A 12,668-nucleotide genomic window follows, 5' to 3' on the forward strand; every position below is an offset into this window, starting at 1 on the left:
GATATTCGAACTTAAATACGCTGCCGAATCCGAATCGTGGTCCGTGTGATTTCAGCTTTCGCCAGTACGTTCGGGATTTAGACGGGTAGTCGCCGACCGCTGTTCGCGAGAGAGGCGAAAAGCGGTGTAGTGCGTTCCGACCGAGCCCGCGATACCGCCTCGACGGGCTTCGGTGGCGTCGCTCCGCGGTCGTTACCGCACGAGACGGGCGACCAGTCCGTCTCGAATCGACTGCGGCTTTCGTTGACCGGCGCGAACCATCGCCACCGTCCCCGGCGCGTGTTCGCCGACGGTTTCGGGAAGCGAGCCGAAGAGCGCCCGCGAAACGGAGCCTGAGCGCGTCGCTCCGACGCAAACCGTGTCGTACGATTCGACGGCGTCGAGAATGGTCGGTTCGATGTCGTCGGTGACGATAACTCGGGGGTCGTAATCCATGAACTCGATGCCCGCCGCGCTCGCCACGGAGTCGATGATCTCTTCGCCTCGCTCCGATGGGTCTCCCTCGTTCGCTTCGGATTCGTGCTGGACGTTCAGCAGCGTTAGCCGCGCGTTCCCGCGGGTCGCGGCGACGAACTCGCCGGCACGTCGGGCGGCGACCGGGGCGTGGGGACCTTCCCCGGCGAGAACGACGATATCCTCGACGTCGTCGCGCGCGCGGTCAGTCTTCAGTTTCACCAGCGTCGCCTCGCAGGGTGCTCGCTCGATGATCGGATCGATGTTCGAGCCGAGGATGTGTTCGCGGGCGCTCCGCCGGCCTTTCCATCCGAGAAGCACGTGATCGGCGTTCTCCTCTTCGATCACGTCGAGGACGACGTCGCCGACGTTCCGCCCGACGATCGCCCGCGTTCGCAGTCCGACGTCGAGGTCGTCCGCGATATCCCGCGCTTCGTCGAGGAGTCGCTGTTGTTTACGGACGCGCTCCTCTTCGAACTCGAGGTCTTGCGAGAGCGACGTCTGTTGCGGGACTTCGATGACGTTCACCGCGACGAGTTCGGCCTGTTCGTCGTCGTGCGCGTGGGCGCTCGCAGCGGCGAGACGAAGGAGTTCGCGTTCGGTTTCCGGATTCGCGACGGGGACGACCACCCGGTACCGTCCGGTTCCGTCCGCGGAGAGCGTTGGCGACGGGGCGATCGCTTCCCCCAACAACCCTTCTCGCACCGCTCGGTCGCGCGCGTAGACGAAATACCACGCGATGCCGACGCCCACGATTCCCAGACCGAGTAACTGAACGAGGGTGCGCATCTGAACGAGCACCCAGACGCACGCGAGACAGCCGAGGACGGGCACGAGCGGAAAGAGGAAGAATCGGTCCGGGATTTCGAACGCCGGATCGTAATCGGCGGGGTCTGCTCGCCGCATGACGATGACGGCGACGTGAACGAGCGAGTAGGTGACCAGGTACGCGAAACTCGCGACCTCGGCGAGCGTCCCGATACCGATGCCGACGGTTATCAACAGCAGGATGATCGCACCCGTCGCCATAATCGCGCGGTACGGCGTTCGGAACTGGTCGTGTACTTCGTTGAGCCAGTTGGAGAGAATTTTGTCCCGGCCCATGGCGAAGTTCACCCGCGCGGCGGACAGTATCGATGCGTTCGCGCTCGATACCGTCGCGAGGACGGCCCCGACGACCATCGCGACCGCGCCGACGGTTCCGAGGACCCGCTGGGCGACGTCCGCCACCGGAATTCTCGACGTAGCGAGGGCCTCGATGCTGAGCGTTCCCGTGCTGACGAACATGACGAGTACGTACAGCAGCGTCGGCGTGACGACCGCCGCGATCATCGACAGCGGAAGGTTCCGACTCGGGTTCTTGATTTCCTCGGCGCTCGTCGCGATCACTTCGAACCCGATGAACGTCACGTACACCGTCCCGATGGTGGCGATAACCGCACCCCAACCGTTCGGATTGAATTCACCGAGCGTGTCGACGTGGAGGACGCCGAACGCGACGAACACTATGATGAGGCCGACGAGCGCGATGACGATAACGTTCTGCAGCGCACCTGTTTCTTTCACCCCGTAGTAGTTGACGCCGGTCAGAATAGCGGACATTACGAGCGCGGCGATCGCCACCCCCGTCGACCCCATGGGGAGGAAGTACGTCAGATACTGGCCGAATCCGAGCATATAAAACGCGCTCGCGAACATCAGTCCGGCCCACATTCCCCACCCGACGATGCTCCCGAAGAAGCTACCGAGCGCCCGATTGACGTAATAGTAACTCCCGCCCGCCTTCGGCATTCCGGTGGCGAGTTCGGACAGCGAGAGGGCGGCCAGCAACGACACGACACCGCCGAGGGCGAACGAAATCATACTGGCGGGACCCGCCGCCTCCGCGGCGATGCTGGGAAGCACGAAGATTCCGGCGCCGATCATCGTTCCGAGGCCGATCGTGTAGGCTTCGAGGAAGCCTAAATCCCGGGCGAGTTCCTGCTCATCCATGTGAGTCCTCCCCCGGGGGAAGCGTGATAACCGGACGGTCGGTGTCCGTCAACAGGGAGTACGCCACGTCACCGGTGAGGAGCCGCGCCCAGCGACTGCCGCCGCGGGGTGTGAAGACGATGGCCGACGCACCGTACTGACGCCCCGCTTCGATGATGGTGTCGGCGACGTCCGTCCCGTACTGCACCTCGGTTTCGAAATTCGTGAAATCGGCGTTCGTAAACCGTTCGATGACCCTGTCGAACATTTTCTCGGCTTCCTCCTGGAGTTGCTCGGGCGACGTTTTGTCGGGCGCTCCGTCCGCCTTCTCGATGACGTGGACGATTTTCGCCTCGCTCGCGTCTCGGTCGAGGTACGGTAGCAGCGCTCGACACGTCGTTTCTGCGTCAGACTCCGATGCGACCGGGATGAGTACCTTGCGGAATAACGTTTCTGGCATGGGAAGTAAATTATTTATCGATTTGCCGCGATTCGTCCTCGAAGTATCCGTCGCTCGCTGGAATCACGGCGCGATTGTCGGGTTCGCAAATTCATTATCCAACGTGTCGTATCTTCACATCCTTAATTCATTCGAGGATTTTCGTCCGGTCGGGACTGCGTTACGCGCAAATCAAGGACCTCATATTTCCGATTGCGTACTTTCACGCGCTTTCTCCGTCAGGAGAAGAAAGGGACCGAAAAAACGATCAATCCCGATAACTCGACGCGAAATTCGCCTACAGCGTTCGATATCCGCGTCCGTCGCCGAGCGAGGTCACAGCCACCGGCGAAGTCGCGAGGTGATGCCGAGGTGCCGTTTGGCCATTATCACCGTGTTCTGCGCCCGGCGGCCGATTTGTTCGGGAATCGCTCCGAAGACGAGTTGGTCCAGCAGTCCCTCCCGCGTCGCACCGACGACGATGAGATCGTACCCCGCCGACCGGTCGATAACCGTATCGACAACGTCCTGCCCTTCGAGAACCTCGCCGGATACCGTGATTCCCTCGCGGAAGCTGGCGACGGTATCGTCAACTATCGCTCGTCCCTCCGATCGATCGCTCTCATCGGTGCCTTGGTCCACCACGTAGATCACGTCCACTTCGGCGTCTTGCGTGTACGCGATGCTGTCCGCGATATCCGCGGCGAGTTCCGCGTGCGGGCCACCGGCGGTCGGGACGAGTATCCGATCGACCTCCCCGGTCGCGTCGGGGGCGACGCGCTCCACCATCACGTCGCACGGAGCCTCCTGCGCGACCTGATCGACGTTGCTTCCGAGTATGATGTCCCGCCGCTGCGATTTGTGCTGACCCTTCCACCCCATGAGCACCGCTTCGCTATCGTACTGCTCGACGGTGTTGAGGATCGCCTTCGCCACGTCGTGGCCGATTCGAATCGTGCCGCTGACCGGCACGTCGGCTTCCCGGGCGATGTCCATCGCGTCGTCGAGCATGTCCGGTTCGTCTTCCACGAACTCACGGCCCTCCGAGAGCGGCGTTTGCTGGGGCACCGTCACGACGCTCATCACGAGAATCTCCCCGTCCGGGTACGCCTCCTCGTCCTTCGCCAGATCGACGGCGGTTCGCATCAACTGCTCGGCGTTGTCGGGGTTTGAGATGGGAACGACGATCTGGTTCTCCCCGGACGAGGTCGGTTCGGGGGAGACCACGGTCGGGGTTTCTTCCTCGAGCTGTTCCGCCTCTTGCTGTTTCGAGTAGCCGTAGTAGATGCCGAGGCCGAGGAGCATCCACACCGCGGTCGTGACCAGCGCGACGAACCCGTGGGAGTTCTGTCCCGTCAAACCGGGCTGCAACCCGAGTTCGAGGAGCAAGAACGGCGTGAGCAGGAACTGGAGGACGATGCCGATGAGCGGCGGCCACGGCATGAACGGTACCGTGTACGTTCGAGGAAGGTCCGGATGGGTTTGGCGCATCCGGATGACCGTCCAGTTCACCTGCACGAACAGTAGGATGAACATGATGTCCGCGGAGGCGGCGACGCTCTCGATGGGGAGCGTGACCGCCATCGCGGCGATGAGAACCGCCGAGATGAGAATCGCCCAGTGGGGCGTTCGCTTGTCGGAGTGGATGCTGTCGAAGATACCGGGCAACGCGCGGTCGCGGCCCATCGCGAACGAGACGCGACTGGACGAGTACACGGTCGCGTTCAGCGCGCTCATCGTCGCCGCCAGTCCGGCGAACAACAGGAGCGGGACGCCGTAGGGAACGAACTGCCCCGCCGCGCTGATGATGCCGAGTTCGCCCATGTAACCGAGCGCTTCCCACGTCGGGAGCGACGGACTCGCGGTGTCCGGAATCGCGGTGGTGGTGATGAGTTGTTGGGTGACGTCGATGCCGCCGATGGCCGCGAACGCCACGAGCACGTAGATGGGGACGACGATGTACATCGAGTAGAACACCGCTTTCGGCACGTTCTTTCCGGGGTTAACGACCTCCTCTCCGGATTGAACGATGATCTCGTACCCCTCGAACGCGATGTAGGTGAACCCCATCGCGCCCACGATACCCATCCAGCCGCCGGGCGCGAAGCTCGGACTGTTGAGGAACTTCGTCGTCCAGTTCGGCTGCTGGAGGGTCGCCCAGATGCCGAAACCGACGAAGAGACCGAGGATGACGACCTTGATGGCGGTGACGACGACCCCCGCCTTCCCCGTCTCCTCCGCCCCGCGGAAGTTGATGTAGGCGAACGCCGCGATCATCAGGACGGCGAGGAGCTTCTCGAAGAATATCAAACCGAATCCGAACGCCGGGAAGTGGATGACCCCCACGTACTCGATGAGGTGGACGAAGAACGTCCCGAAGGTCACGGCGTACAGCGAACACGCGACCGCGTGGGCGAACCAACTCATCCACCCGGCGTAGAAGCCGTTCGGGTCGACGAGAGCTTCCTTCACCCAGAGGTAGCCGCCGCCCGCTTCGGGGAACGCCGCGCCGAGTTCCGCGTACGAAACCGCGGTGAACATCGCGACGAACCCGTTGAGGATGAACGCGGCGGTGAGCGCGGGACCGGCGATGCCCGCCGCGAAGCCGGTCAGCGCGAAGACGCCCGCGCCGATCATCGCGCCGACGCCGATGAACGTGATGTCGAACAGGCTCATATCCCGAGAGAGTTCCGTGTCGACGTCTCCTTCCCCGGCTGGCTCTTCTGCAACTACATCCTGTGCAGGGTCATCCGCCATACGCTCCCGTACTCACTCGCCCAGTAAAAAAGAACTGGCGCGTGCGCAAGAAACGATCTTTCGACACTAAACGAAAAAAGACGCCGAGAACGCCGGATACGGGCACTTCAATCTATTTACAGACGGCCATCTGTCTAAACATCCTTCTCTATTTTGAGCATCTCGAAAGGAAATAATCAGCCGAAATCCGTATCGAGTTCGTTCGCTACGTCGAGCCTTCGCGACCCACGACCGACGAGTCGTCGGCGACTTCGCGGACGATTTCGGGGGTCGCCCCCGCGCACCTCGAAGAACTCTGAGGACGCGTCCGTCCGGTGAATCGCCTCCTTTTCCACGAACTCACACCCCGCTCGCTCGGAAGCGGCGCGGACCGTTTAACTGTCAGAAAATTTTTGTCCCCGCGACGTGTCGTCCGTGCCATGTTCCCCGAGCGCATCGAGACGGAGCGCCTCGTACTGGAAGCGATCACGCACGAGAACGTCGATGTGTTCGACCTCTACCGGCACACGGCGCACGACGCGCCGGACATCGACGAGATAACCGAACACCTCTCGTGGGAACCGCACGCCACGCCGAAGGAGACGAAGGAGTTCGTCGACTGGGCGGCGAAGCGGCGCGACGAAGCGACGGGCGCGGAGTTCGTGATTCGTCCGAAAGACGGCGAGGACGGCGCGGGCGAAATCGCCGGAACGACCGGTCTCGGCGTCGACTGGGACCGCCGGACGGGCGCGCTCGGTCTCTGGCTCCGCAAACCGTTCTGGGGGCGGGGTTACTCCGGCGAGCGCGCCGCCGCGCTGATGGAACTGGCGTTCGACCGCCTCGACCTCGAACTGGTGGCGGTCGAGCACACCGACGGGAACGAGAAATCGCGTCGGGCCATCGAGAAGTACGTCGACGCCCACGGAGGGCAGTACGACGGTATCCTGCGCAACTGGCATCCGGACGGCGACGAGGTGCTCGACTCGCATCGCTTCACGGTGACGCGCGAGCAGTGGGAGGGAATTCGAGAGGGCGACCAGTCGTGACCGGCCTCTTCCCCGACCGCGTCGAGACCGAACGATTGGTGCTGGAGCGACTGTGCCGCGAAAACGTTTCCGTGAACGAACTCTACGACCTGTTCTCCGCCCCCGAGGCGAGCGAGGTGTTCGAACACGTCCCGCAGTCGCCGTATCGGTCGCTGCAAGGGCCCCGAGACCGCATCGAGAAGGCGGAATCCGGGTGGGAGGAAGGAACGAACGCGCAGTACGCGGTTCGTCCGACGGAGGGCGAACCGAACGTGGGCGAACTCGCCGGGATGACGCTGCTGTACCCCGAGTGGGAAAAACGGAGCGCGCGCCTCGGTCTCATCCTCGGCAGGCGGTTCTGGGACCGAGGGTATTCGGGCGAACGCGCGGCGGCCCTGCTGGAAGTCGCCTTCGACCGCCTCGATTTGGAACTCGTCGCGGTGAGCCACAACGCGGAAAACGAACGGTCGCGTCGGGCCATCGAGAAGTACGTCGAACGGTTCGGCGGTCGGCGCGACTGCCTGCTTCGCAATTGGATGCCGATGGACGACGAGGTCGCCGACGTCCACCGCTACGCCGTCTCCCGCGAGCGGTGGGCGGCGAATCGAGGGTCGGCGAGCCGCGAAGGTGTCCGGTCGTGACCGAGATGGACGTCCACGCGATTCGCCACCGCCTGAAGCTGAAGCGGGACGCCGGACACACCAGACTGTTCGAGAACCGCGATTCGGTCGCATGCCCGGCCTGCGACGAACCGTTCGCCGACCTGCTGGCGACGGAGAAGCGAGAATACAGCTTTCGCCCGACCGGATCGATGCGGCTCTGCGTCGTTCGGGAGGACGACCGACTGTTGGCGTTCACGCACGAGTGACGCCGAACCGTTTTCGTCGACGCAGAGGTCGTCGTTCACGACTCGCGGCGCGATTTGCGCCGCCACGGGCGGTTGCCGCGAACCCGGTCCTCGTAATCGCCCGTTACGACTTGTACGTCGCGATGAGCGACCAGAGACCGAATCCCATCCCGGTACCGACCGCGGAAAAGGTCAGCCCCATCGAGAGAAACGCCAGCGTCTGCACGAACAACACGACGACGGACGGAACGCTGGTTCGGAGCGGTACCTTCGCCTCCTCGTCGCGAATCGTCGGAACGAGCGAGATCATGATGACGATACTACCCGCTAGGAAGACGTACTCTTGCCACATGTTTTTCTCACCGCCGCGCCGTCGGAACCGCCGGAGAGTAATCGGCCCCGGACGGGCGTTATGAGAAGATTAACTCAGATACGAATAAACATCTCGATTTTCGTCCGTAATCCGGACGATTTATAATCAATACGGTTCGGTATCGAATACCGTGCAACTCAGGGGCACGATATTGAGCTCCTGTCGCACTCCCCTCACAGTTCTCGCGCGACCATCTCGCCCCAGTGCTCGAAGCCGTGTCGGTCGTAGAACGACCGCGCCCGGGCGTTCTCGCGGTCGACGTCCAGCACCAGCCTGCCGAGGGGGAGGGTCTGGTCGCGGGCGAAGTCGACGGCGGCGTCCATCAACTCGTCGGCGACGCCGGTTCCGCGGTGGTCGGGGCGGACGAAAATCTCGTTCAAGACGGCGGCGTCCCAGACGAACGCGAAGTCGTCGGGGAGGACGAACACGTACCCCGCGAGTTCGTCGCCCGCGTCCGCGACCGTGACGCAGCGCTCGTCGGCGCTCGCGCATCGCTCGACCCACTCCCGATACCGCTGGCGGTACTCGTCGGTCAGTTTTTCGGCGTACACCGCGGCCTTGTCGTCGCCGCCGGTTCCCTCGCCGAGGCCGAGTTCGAAACCGCGCTTTAGCTTCCAGAGTTCCTTCGCGTCATCCTCGTCGTTCGCGTCGTAGGGTCGAATCTCGACTCCGTCCGTCTCCATACTCCCAGTCGGTGCGACGGGGGCTTACTTCTTGTGCGATTCCCACACTCGGAATCCGAGGATGCCGAAGCTCATCGCACCGAGGAGGAGCTGTCGGCCGCTCTGAACGACGGGAAACACGCGCTCTTTTCGCTTCGGGTCGGGACCGCGCGCGAGGTCGAACCCGGTTCGGTAGTGCGTGGTCTCCGTCGACCCGCGGGCTTTCGTTTCGACGAACGTCTGGACGAGTCCGCGTTCGTTCGAGAAGCTGAGTTCGCCGGAGACGCTGTAGAACTGGTCGTGAAGCGGGTAGAGGGCGTTCACGCCGTTCGTGAACAGGTCGAGGCCGATGCCCGCGACGAGCAGCGAGACGAGGCTGACCCACGCGACTCGGACGCCGTAGTCCCCCCAGCGCCGACGTATCAGATTTCCCCGCGCCCGGTCGACGAGCAGAAGCGCGCCCATCCCCGCCGGTAGGAGGAGGGTGTGCAACACCGCCCTGTGCCCCCCCGGAACCCACAATCCCACCAGCGTGTCGAGGTCCGGAAGCGCGGCGGCGGCCATCACCACCAGCGCCGCGCGGGCGTCGAAGTGGTCGGCGAGCAGCGACGTGGCGAGTAAGCCGGCCACCGCGACGTGAACGACCGTCGATGGCATCAAGGGCTGGACGCTAGCTTCGAAGATATGGCTTTTCCCCTGACGAACGGCGTAAGGTCGGCGTACTTTCGAAGGGTCGCATTGACTCTGCGGACGGGGCTCGTGGGGTCGCGCTTACGGTGTTTATTCGGTCGTTGCTCGTCGACGTGGGCGGACGGAATCCGGTTCGACGAGTCGAATCGGACGACGCTCCGACGGGCGCGTCCTCGTCGCGCGGACTTCGACGTCCGTCGAAACCAAGTTTCGATACGCTTTTCCGTGCGACCATCACACGCGAAGGCATGACAGACGCGCGCCGGACGCTCGCCGAGCAAATCGCGGGCGAAATCACCCTGAGCGACGACCCCGGGGCGACCTTGCGCAAGTGGCGGACCGACTTCGACGTGTCCCAGACCGCGCTCGCCGACCACCTCGACGTCTCCTCGTCGGTCGTCTCCGACTACGAGAGCGGTCGGCGCGAGAACCCGGGCATCGGCGTCGTCCGCCGAACCGTCGAGGCCCTGCTCGACATCGACGAACGGCGCGGCGGCGGACGGATTCGCCAGTACGCGCGCGTGCTCTCGGCGGGATTCGACAGCGACATCGTCAGCGACCTGCGCGAGTACCCGACCGGCGTCCCGATATCGCGGTTCTACGACGCCATCGACGCCACCGAACTGGCGTCGGGGGCGCAGGCGCGCATCACCGGCCACACCGTCATCGACAGCATCGAAGCCATCACCCGCCTCTCCAGCGAGGAGTTCTACCGCCTCTACGGCCAGAGCACGAGCCGCGCGCTCGTCTTCACCAACGTCACGCGCGGGGAGTCCCCGCTGGTCGCCATGCGCGTCGTCAATCCCACGCCGAACGCCGTCGTCCTCCACGGACTCGGCCCGGACGACCTCTGGGAGCACGCGCCGAAACTCGCCCAACTCGACGGCTTCTCGCTGGCCGTCACCGACTGCGAGAAGGAGGCGATGTTGGAGGCGATGCGCGACCTCGCGCCGTGACTCCTCTCCGATTCGCGACACCTGCTAAAATATATTTTAGCTAACACTTTTCCGAACGGAACCCCTCTCCTCTCTCATGTCCGAGTCGATAACGAAGACCGGGACGACCACGGTCGCCCTGACGACCGACGAGAGCGTTCTGCTCGCCGCGGACCGCCGCGCCAGCGTCGGCGGCGGCCGATTCGTCACGAACAAGAACGTCCAGAAAATCCAGCGAGTCCACCCGACCGCCGCGATAACGCTCGCCGGCGGCGTCGGCGACCTCCAATCGTTCGTCCGAACGCTCAGGGCCGAAACGAGCCTCTACGAGACGCGCCGCGGCACGGACATCGACGTGGCCGCGCTCTCGACGCTCGCCGGAAACCTCCTCCGGAGCGGCCCGTACCGCGCCGCACAACCGACCCTCGGCGGCGTCGACGCGACCGGTCCGCACGTCTACGACCTCGACGCGGGCGGCGGCGTCGTGGAGGCCGACTACGTCGCGGCCGGGAGCGGGATGCAACTCGCGTACGGCGTCCTCGAACGCGAGTACGAACGGGGGCTCTCGACCGAGGCCGCACGACGCGTCGCGGCGAGGGCCGTGGAGAGCGCCGCCGAACGCGACACCGCGAGCGGAAACGGACTCACGACGGCGACCGTTTCGACCGACGGCGTCGAAATTCGGACCGGCGACGACCGGGAGGTGGCGGCATGAACGGACAGCGCCAGCAGGCCTACGACCGCGGGACGAACATCTTCTCGCCCGACGGTCGCCTCTACCAGGTCGAGTACGCCCGCGAGGCGGTTCGCCGCGGACAGGTCAGCGTGGGCGTCCGCGCCCGCGACGGCGTCGTGTTGGCCGCGAGCAAGCGCCTGCGCTCGCCCCTGCTCGAAGCCGAGGGCATCGAGAAACTCCACAAGATAGACGACCACATCGGCGTCGGCAGCGCGGGGCACGTCGCCGACGCGCGGCAACTCGTCGATTTCGGCCGCCGTCGCGCCCAGACGGACCGTCTGCGCTACGGCGAACCGATGGCGGTCGAACCGTTCACCAAGGCCGTGACCGACCACGTCCAGGAGTTCACGCAGCAGGGCGGCGCGCGTCCGTTCGGCGCGGCCCTCCTCGTGGGCGGCGTCGATTTACCGGGCGACGACTCCGCACCCCGCCCGCGCCTCTTCGAAACCGACCCGTCGGGTACGTCCTACGAGTGGCGGGCGACGGCCATCGGCGCCGACGACGACTCCGTGCGCGAGTACCTCGAAGGTAAGTACGACCCCGACTGTTCGGTCGATTCGGGCGTCGAACTCGCCCTCTCCGCGCTCGCCGAATCGCGGGGCGGCCCGCTCTCGCCCGAGGAAGTCGACGTCGCGGCTATCGACCCGACGTACCGCGAACTCGACGCGGACGCGCGGCGCTCCACGCTGGACTCGCTCGACCTGCTCGCCGACGGCGCGTCGTAACCCGCCGCGCCGTCTCACGACGCCGACGCGGAGGCGGTCGTCCGCCGTACCGTCACCACGTCGAGGTTCGCGGCGACGAACAGCGCCAGCACCTCGCCGTCGATCTTCGTCGAAACCCTCACGCACCACGGCTCTTCCGACACCACCCGCTCTCGCCACTCCTCGCCGACGTTCCACAGCGGGCGCTCTCGGACGTCGTCGCCGTGGTCGTGGTAGAACGAGATGACCGCGGGGTGTTCGAGCACCGCGAGCGTCACGGGCGAGCGGAGCCGACAACCGCACCGCTCGCAGTCGAACCGAACCTGCGGGCGACGCGTTTCGTCCGGCCCGTCGTCGGCGTCGCGATAATCGACGCGGGCCTCCGCCGGGGCGCTGCACTCGGGGCAGACGCCGTCGGCCATGAGCGAGAGGCGGTGGCGGTGGTGGCGGTCGAACGCCGTCAGCAGTCCCTCCGGGTCGTGCGCGCGGTGGCCGCCCGGCGGAAACGGGAGCGTCAGCGTCGGTCTGCCGCACGCCCCGCACTCGACGGCGACGTAGTTGTCCTCGCCGCGGGCCTCCAGTCGCTCCTCGCCGCAGAACGGGCAGGGGTCGTCCACCGCGATCGGGTCGAAGTCCACGCTGTCGGTGTAGGTTCCGGCGCGAATCGCTCGCGCTATTTCGCGCCCGGCGTACGTCAGGGCGTATCCTCCCTCGGTTTTCCGGACGAAGTGGTCGGTCAACTGGCGGAGGTGGTAGGAGAATCCGGCGGTGTCGCCGGCCGGCGTCGCCTCGAACAGGTCCGAGAACGCGAGGGAGTCGTCCCCCTCGGCCTCCGCGTCCACGAGCGCGCGGAGCGCGGCCATCCGAACTTCGTTGCCCAGCACGCCGAAGGCGTCGGCGGGGTCCGTCCGGTTTTCCTCCGGCGCGGGCGTCCACGGTCGCTCGTCTTCGGTCGATTCCGGCGGACTCTCGGTCGTCGCCTGCGGTTCGTTTCCGTCGGCCGACTGGGTCTCCGATTCGGATTCGGTCATGATGGTTCGCGTCCGCGCTCGGCGGCTTGTCGTTCGGGTACACGCAAGGGCGGTGCGCGGATAAAT

General features: G+C 65.0%; 13 protein-coding genes. 6 read left to right on the forward strand and 7 right to left on the reverse strand.

Going from position 1 to position 12,668, the window contains the following annotated elements:
• Nucleotides 1-192: 192 nt before the first annotated feature.
• From LIX00_RS14275 to LIX00_RS14285, 3 genes are all read right to left on the reverse strand, one after another.
• Nucleotides 193-2,445 carry an amino acid permease gene (locus LIX00_RS14275; protein WP_227353856.1) on the reverse strand — a complete coding sequence of 751 codons (2,253 nt, stop codon included), beginning with the start codon at nucleotides 2,443-2,445 and terminating at the stop codon, nucleotides 193-195.
• A complete protein-coding gene (locus LIX00_RS14280) occupies nucleotides 2,438-2,884 on the reverse strand; it encodes a universal stress protein (RefSeq protein WP_227353857.1) in 447 nt (148 codons plus the stop codon). Before LIX00_RS14280 ends, LIX00_RS14275 begins: the two co-directional genes overlap by 8 nt.
• Nucleotides 2,885-3,199: 315 nt before the next feature.
• Nucleotides 3,200-5,620 (reverse strand): amino acid permease, encoded by a 2,421-nt coding sequence (locus tag LIX00_RS14285; RefSeq protein ID WP_227353858.1) that lies wholly within the window; start codon nucleotides 5,618-5,620, stop codon nucleotides 3,200-3,202.
• A 419-nt stretch (nucleotides 5,621-6,039) separates the two neighbouring features.
• Between LIX00_RS14285 and LIX00_RS14290 the strand changes: the two genes are divergently transcribed.
• The 3 genes from LIX00_RS14290 to LIX00_RS14300 are packed head-to-tail and all read left to right on the forward strand — an operon-like array spanning nucleotide 6,040 to nucleotide 7,492.
• Entirely contained in the window at nucleotides 6,040-6,645 is a 606-nt protein-coding gene (locus LIX00_RS14290; protein ID WP_227353859.1) for a GNAT family N-acetyltransferase, read from the forward strand.
• Nucleotides 6,642-7,265, forward strand: coding sequence for a GNAT family N-acetyltransferase (locus LIX00_RS14295; RefSeq protein WP_227353860.1), 624 nt, complete (start codon nucleotides 6,642-6,644; stop codon nucleotides 7,263-7,265). Before LIX00_RS14290 ends, LIX00_RS14295 begins: the two co-directional genes overlap by 4 nt.
• Nucleotides 7,266-7,270: 5 nt before the next feature.
• Complete coding sequence (locus tag LIX00_RS14300) at nucleotides 7,271-7,492, forward strand: DUF7385 family protein (RefSeq protein ID WP_227355708.1); 222 nt, start codon at nucleotides 7,271-7,273, stop codon at nucleotides 7,490-7,492.
• 103 nt (nucleotides 7,493-7,595) lie between these two features.
• Here the strand turns inward: LIX00_RS14300 and LIX00_RS14305 are convergent, their stop codons facing one another.
• The 3 genes from LIX00_RS14305 to LIX00_RS14315 all read right to left on the reverse strand — a co-directional run bounded on the left by LIX00_RS14305 (nucleotide 7,596) and on the right by LIX00_RS14315 (nucleotide 9,163).
• Nucleotides 7,596-7,823: a hypothetical protein gene (locus LIX00_RS14305; RefSeq protein WP_227353861.1), complete on the reverse strand. Its 228-nt coding sequence runs from the start codon at nucleotides 7,821-7,823 to the stop codon at nucleotides 7,596-7,598.
• Between the two features lie 194 nt (nucleotides 7,824-8,017).
• The gene (locus tag LIX00_RS14310) at nucleotides 8,018-8,527 is read right to left on the reverse strand and encodes a GNAT family N-acetyltransferase (protein WP_227353862.1); all 510 of its coding nucleotides are present in this window, start codon (nucleotides 8,525-8,527) and stop codon (nucleotides 8,018-8,020) included.
• A 24-nt stretch (nucleotides 8,528-8,551) separates the two neighbouring features.
• Nucleotides 8,552-9,163 carry a metal-dependent hydrolase gene (locus LIX00_RS14315; protein ID WP_227353863.1) on the reverse strand — a complete coding sequence of 204 codons (612 nt, stop codon included), beginning with the start codon at nucleotides 9,161-9,163 and terminating at the stop codon, nucleotides 8,552-8,554.
• Between the two features lie 281 nt (nucleotides 9,164-9,444).
• Between LIX00_RS14315 and LIX00_RS14320 the strand changes: the two genes are divergently transcribed.
• The 3 genes from LIX00_RS14320 to psmA all read left to right on the forward strand — a co-directional run bounded on the left by LIX00_RS14320 (nucleotide 9,445) and on the right by psmA (nucleotide 11,592).
• Nucleotides 9,445-10,152, forward strand: coding sequence for a helix-turn-helix domain-containing protein (locus LIX00_RS14320; protein WP_227353864.1), 708 nt, complete (start codon nucleotides 9,445-9,447; stop codon nucleotides 10,150-10,152).
• A gap of 76 nt (nucleotides 10,153-10,228) precedes the next feature.
• A complete protein-coding gene (locus tag LIX00_RS14325) occupies nucleotides 10,229-10,846 on the forward strand; it encodes an Ntn hydrolase family protein (RefSeq protein ID WP_227353865.1) in 618 nt (205 codons plus the stop codon).
• Nucleotides 10,843-11,592, forward strand: coding sequence for an archaeal proteasome endopeptidase complex subunit alpha (psmA, locus tag LIX00_RS14330; RefSeq protein WP_227353866.1), 750 nt, complete (start codon nucleotides 10,843-10,845; stop codon nucleotides 11,590-11,592). Before LIX00_RS14325 ends, psmA begins: the two co-directional genes overlap by 4 nt.
• 14 nt (nucleotides 11,593-11,606) lie before the next feature.
• Here the strand turns inward: psmA and LIX00_RS14335 are convergent, their stop codons facing one another.
• Entirely contained in the window at nucleotides 11,607-12,602 is a 996-nt protein-coding gene (locus LIX00_RS14335) for a DUF7351 domain-containing protein (RefSeq protein ID WP_227353867.1), read from the reverse strand.
• Nucleotides 12,603-12,668: the final 66 nt, after the last annotated feature.

Source organism: Haladaptatus salinisoli, from assembly GCF_020614375.1.
Taxonomy (GTDB): domain Archaea; phylum Halobacteriota; class Halobacteria; order Halobacteriales; family Haladaptataceae; genus Haladaptatus; species Haladaptatus salinisoli.

Coding starts and splice junctions, on each gene's coding strand:
- LIX00_RS14285 (WP_227353858.1), bottom strand. CDS start 5,620: ATGGCGGATGACCCTGCACAGGATGTAGTTGCAGAAGAGCCAGCCGGG.
- LIX00_RS14300 (WP_227355708.1), top strand. CDS start 7,271: ATGGACGTCCACGCGATTCGCCACCGCCTGAAGCTGAAGCGGGACGCC.
- LIX00_RS14325 (WP_227353865.1), top strand. CDS start 10,229: ATGTCCGAGTCGATAACGAAGACCGGGACGACCACGGTCGCCCTGACG.
- LIX00_RS14305 (WP_227353861.1), bottom strand. CDS start 7,823: ATGTGGCAAGAGTACGTCTTCCTAGCGGGTAGTATCGTCATCATGATC.
- LIX00_RS14310 (WP_227353862.1), bottom strand. CDS start 8,527: ATGGAGACGGACGGAGTCGAGATTCGACCCTACGACGCGAACGACGAG.
- LIX00_RS14315 (WP_227353863.1), bottom strand. CDS start 9,163: ATGCCATCGACGGTCGTTCACGTCGCGGTGGCCGGCTTACTCGCCACG.
- psmA (WP_227353866.1), top strand. CDS start 10,843: ATGAACGGACAGCGCCAGCAGGCCTACGACCGCGGGACGAACATCTTC.
- LIX00_RS14290 (WP_227353859.1), top strand. CDS start 6,040: ATGTTCCCCGAGCGCATCGAGACGGAGCGCCTCGTACTGGAAGCGATC.
- LIX00_RS14280 (WP_227353857.1), bottom strand. CDS start 2,884: ATGCCAGAAACGTTATTCCGCAAGGTACTCATCCCGGTCGCATCGGAG.
- LIX00_RS14320 (WP_227353864.1), top strand. CDS start 9,445: ATGACAGACGCGCGCCGGACGCTCGCCGAGCAAATCGCGGGCGAAATC.
- LIX00_RS14335 (WP_227353867.1), bottom strand. CDS start 12,602: ATGACCGAATCCGAATCGGAGACCCAGTCGGCCGACGGAAACGAACCG.
- LIX00_RS14275 (WP_227353856.1), bottom strand. CDS start 2,445: ATGGATGAGCAGGAACTCGCCCGGGATTTAGGCTTCCTCGAAGCCTAC.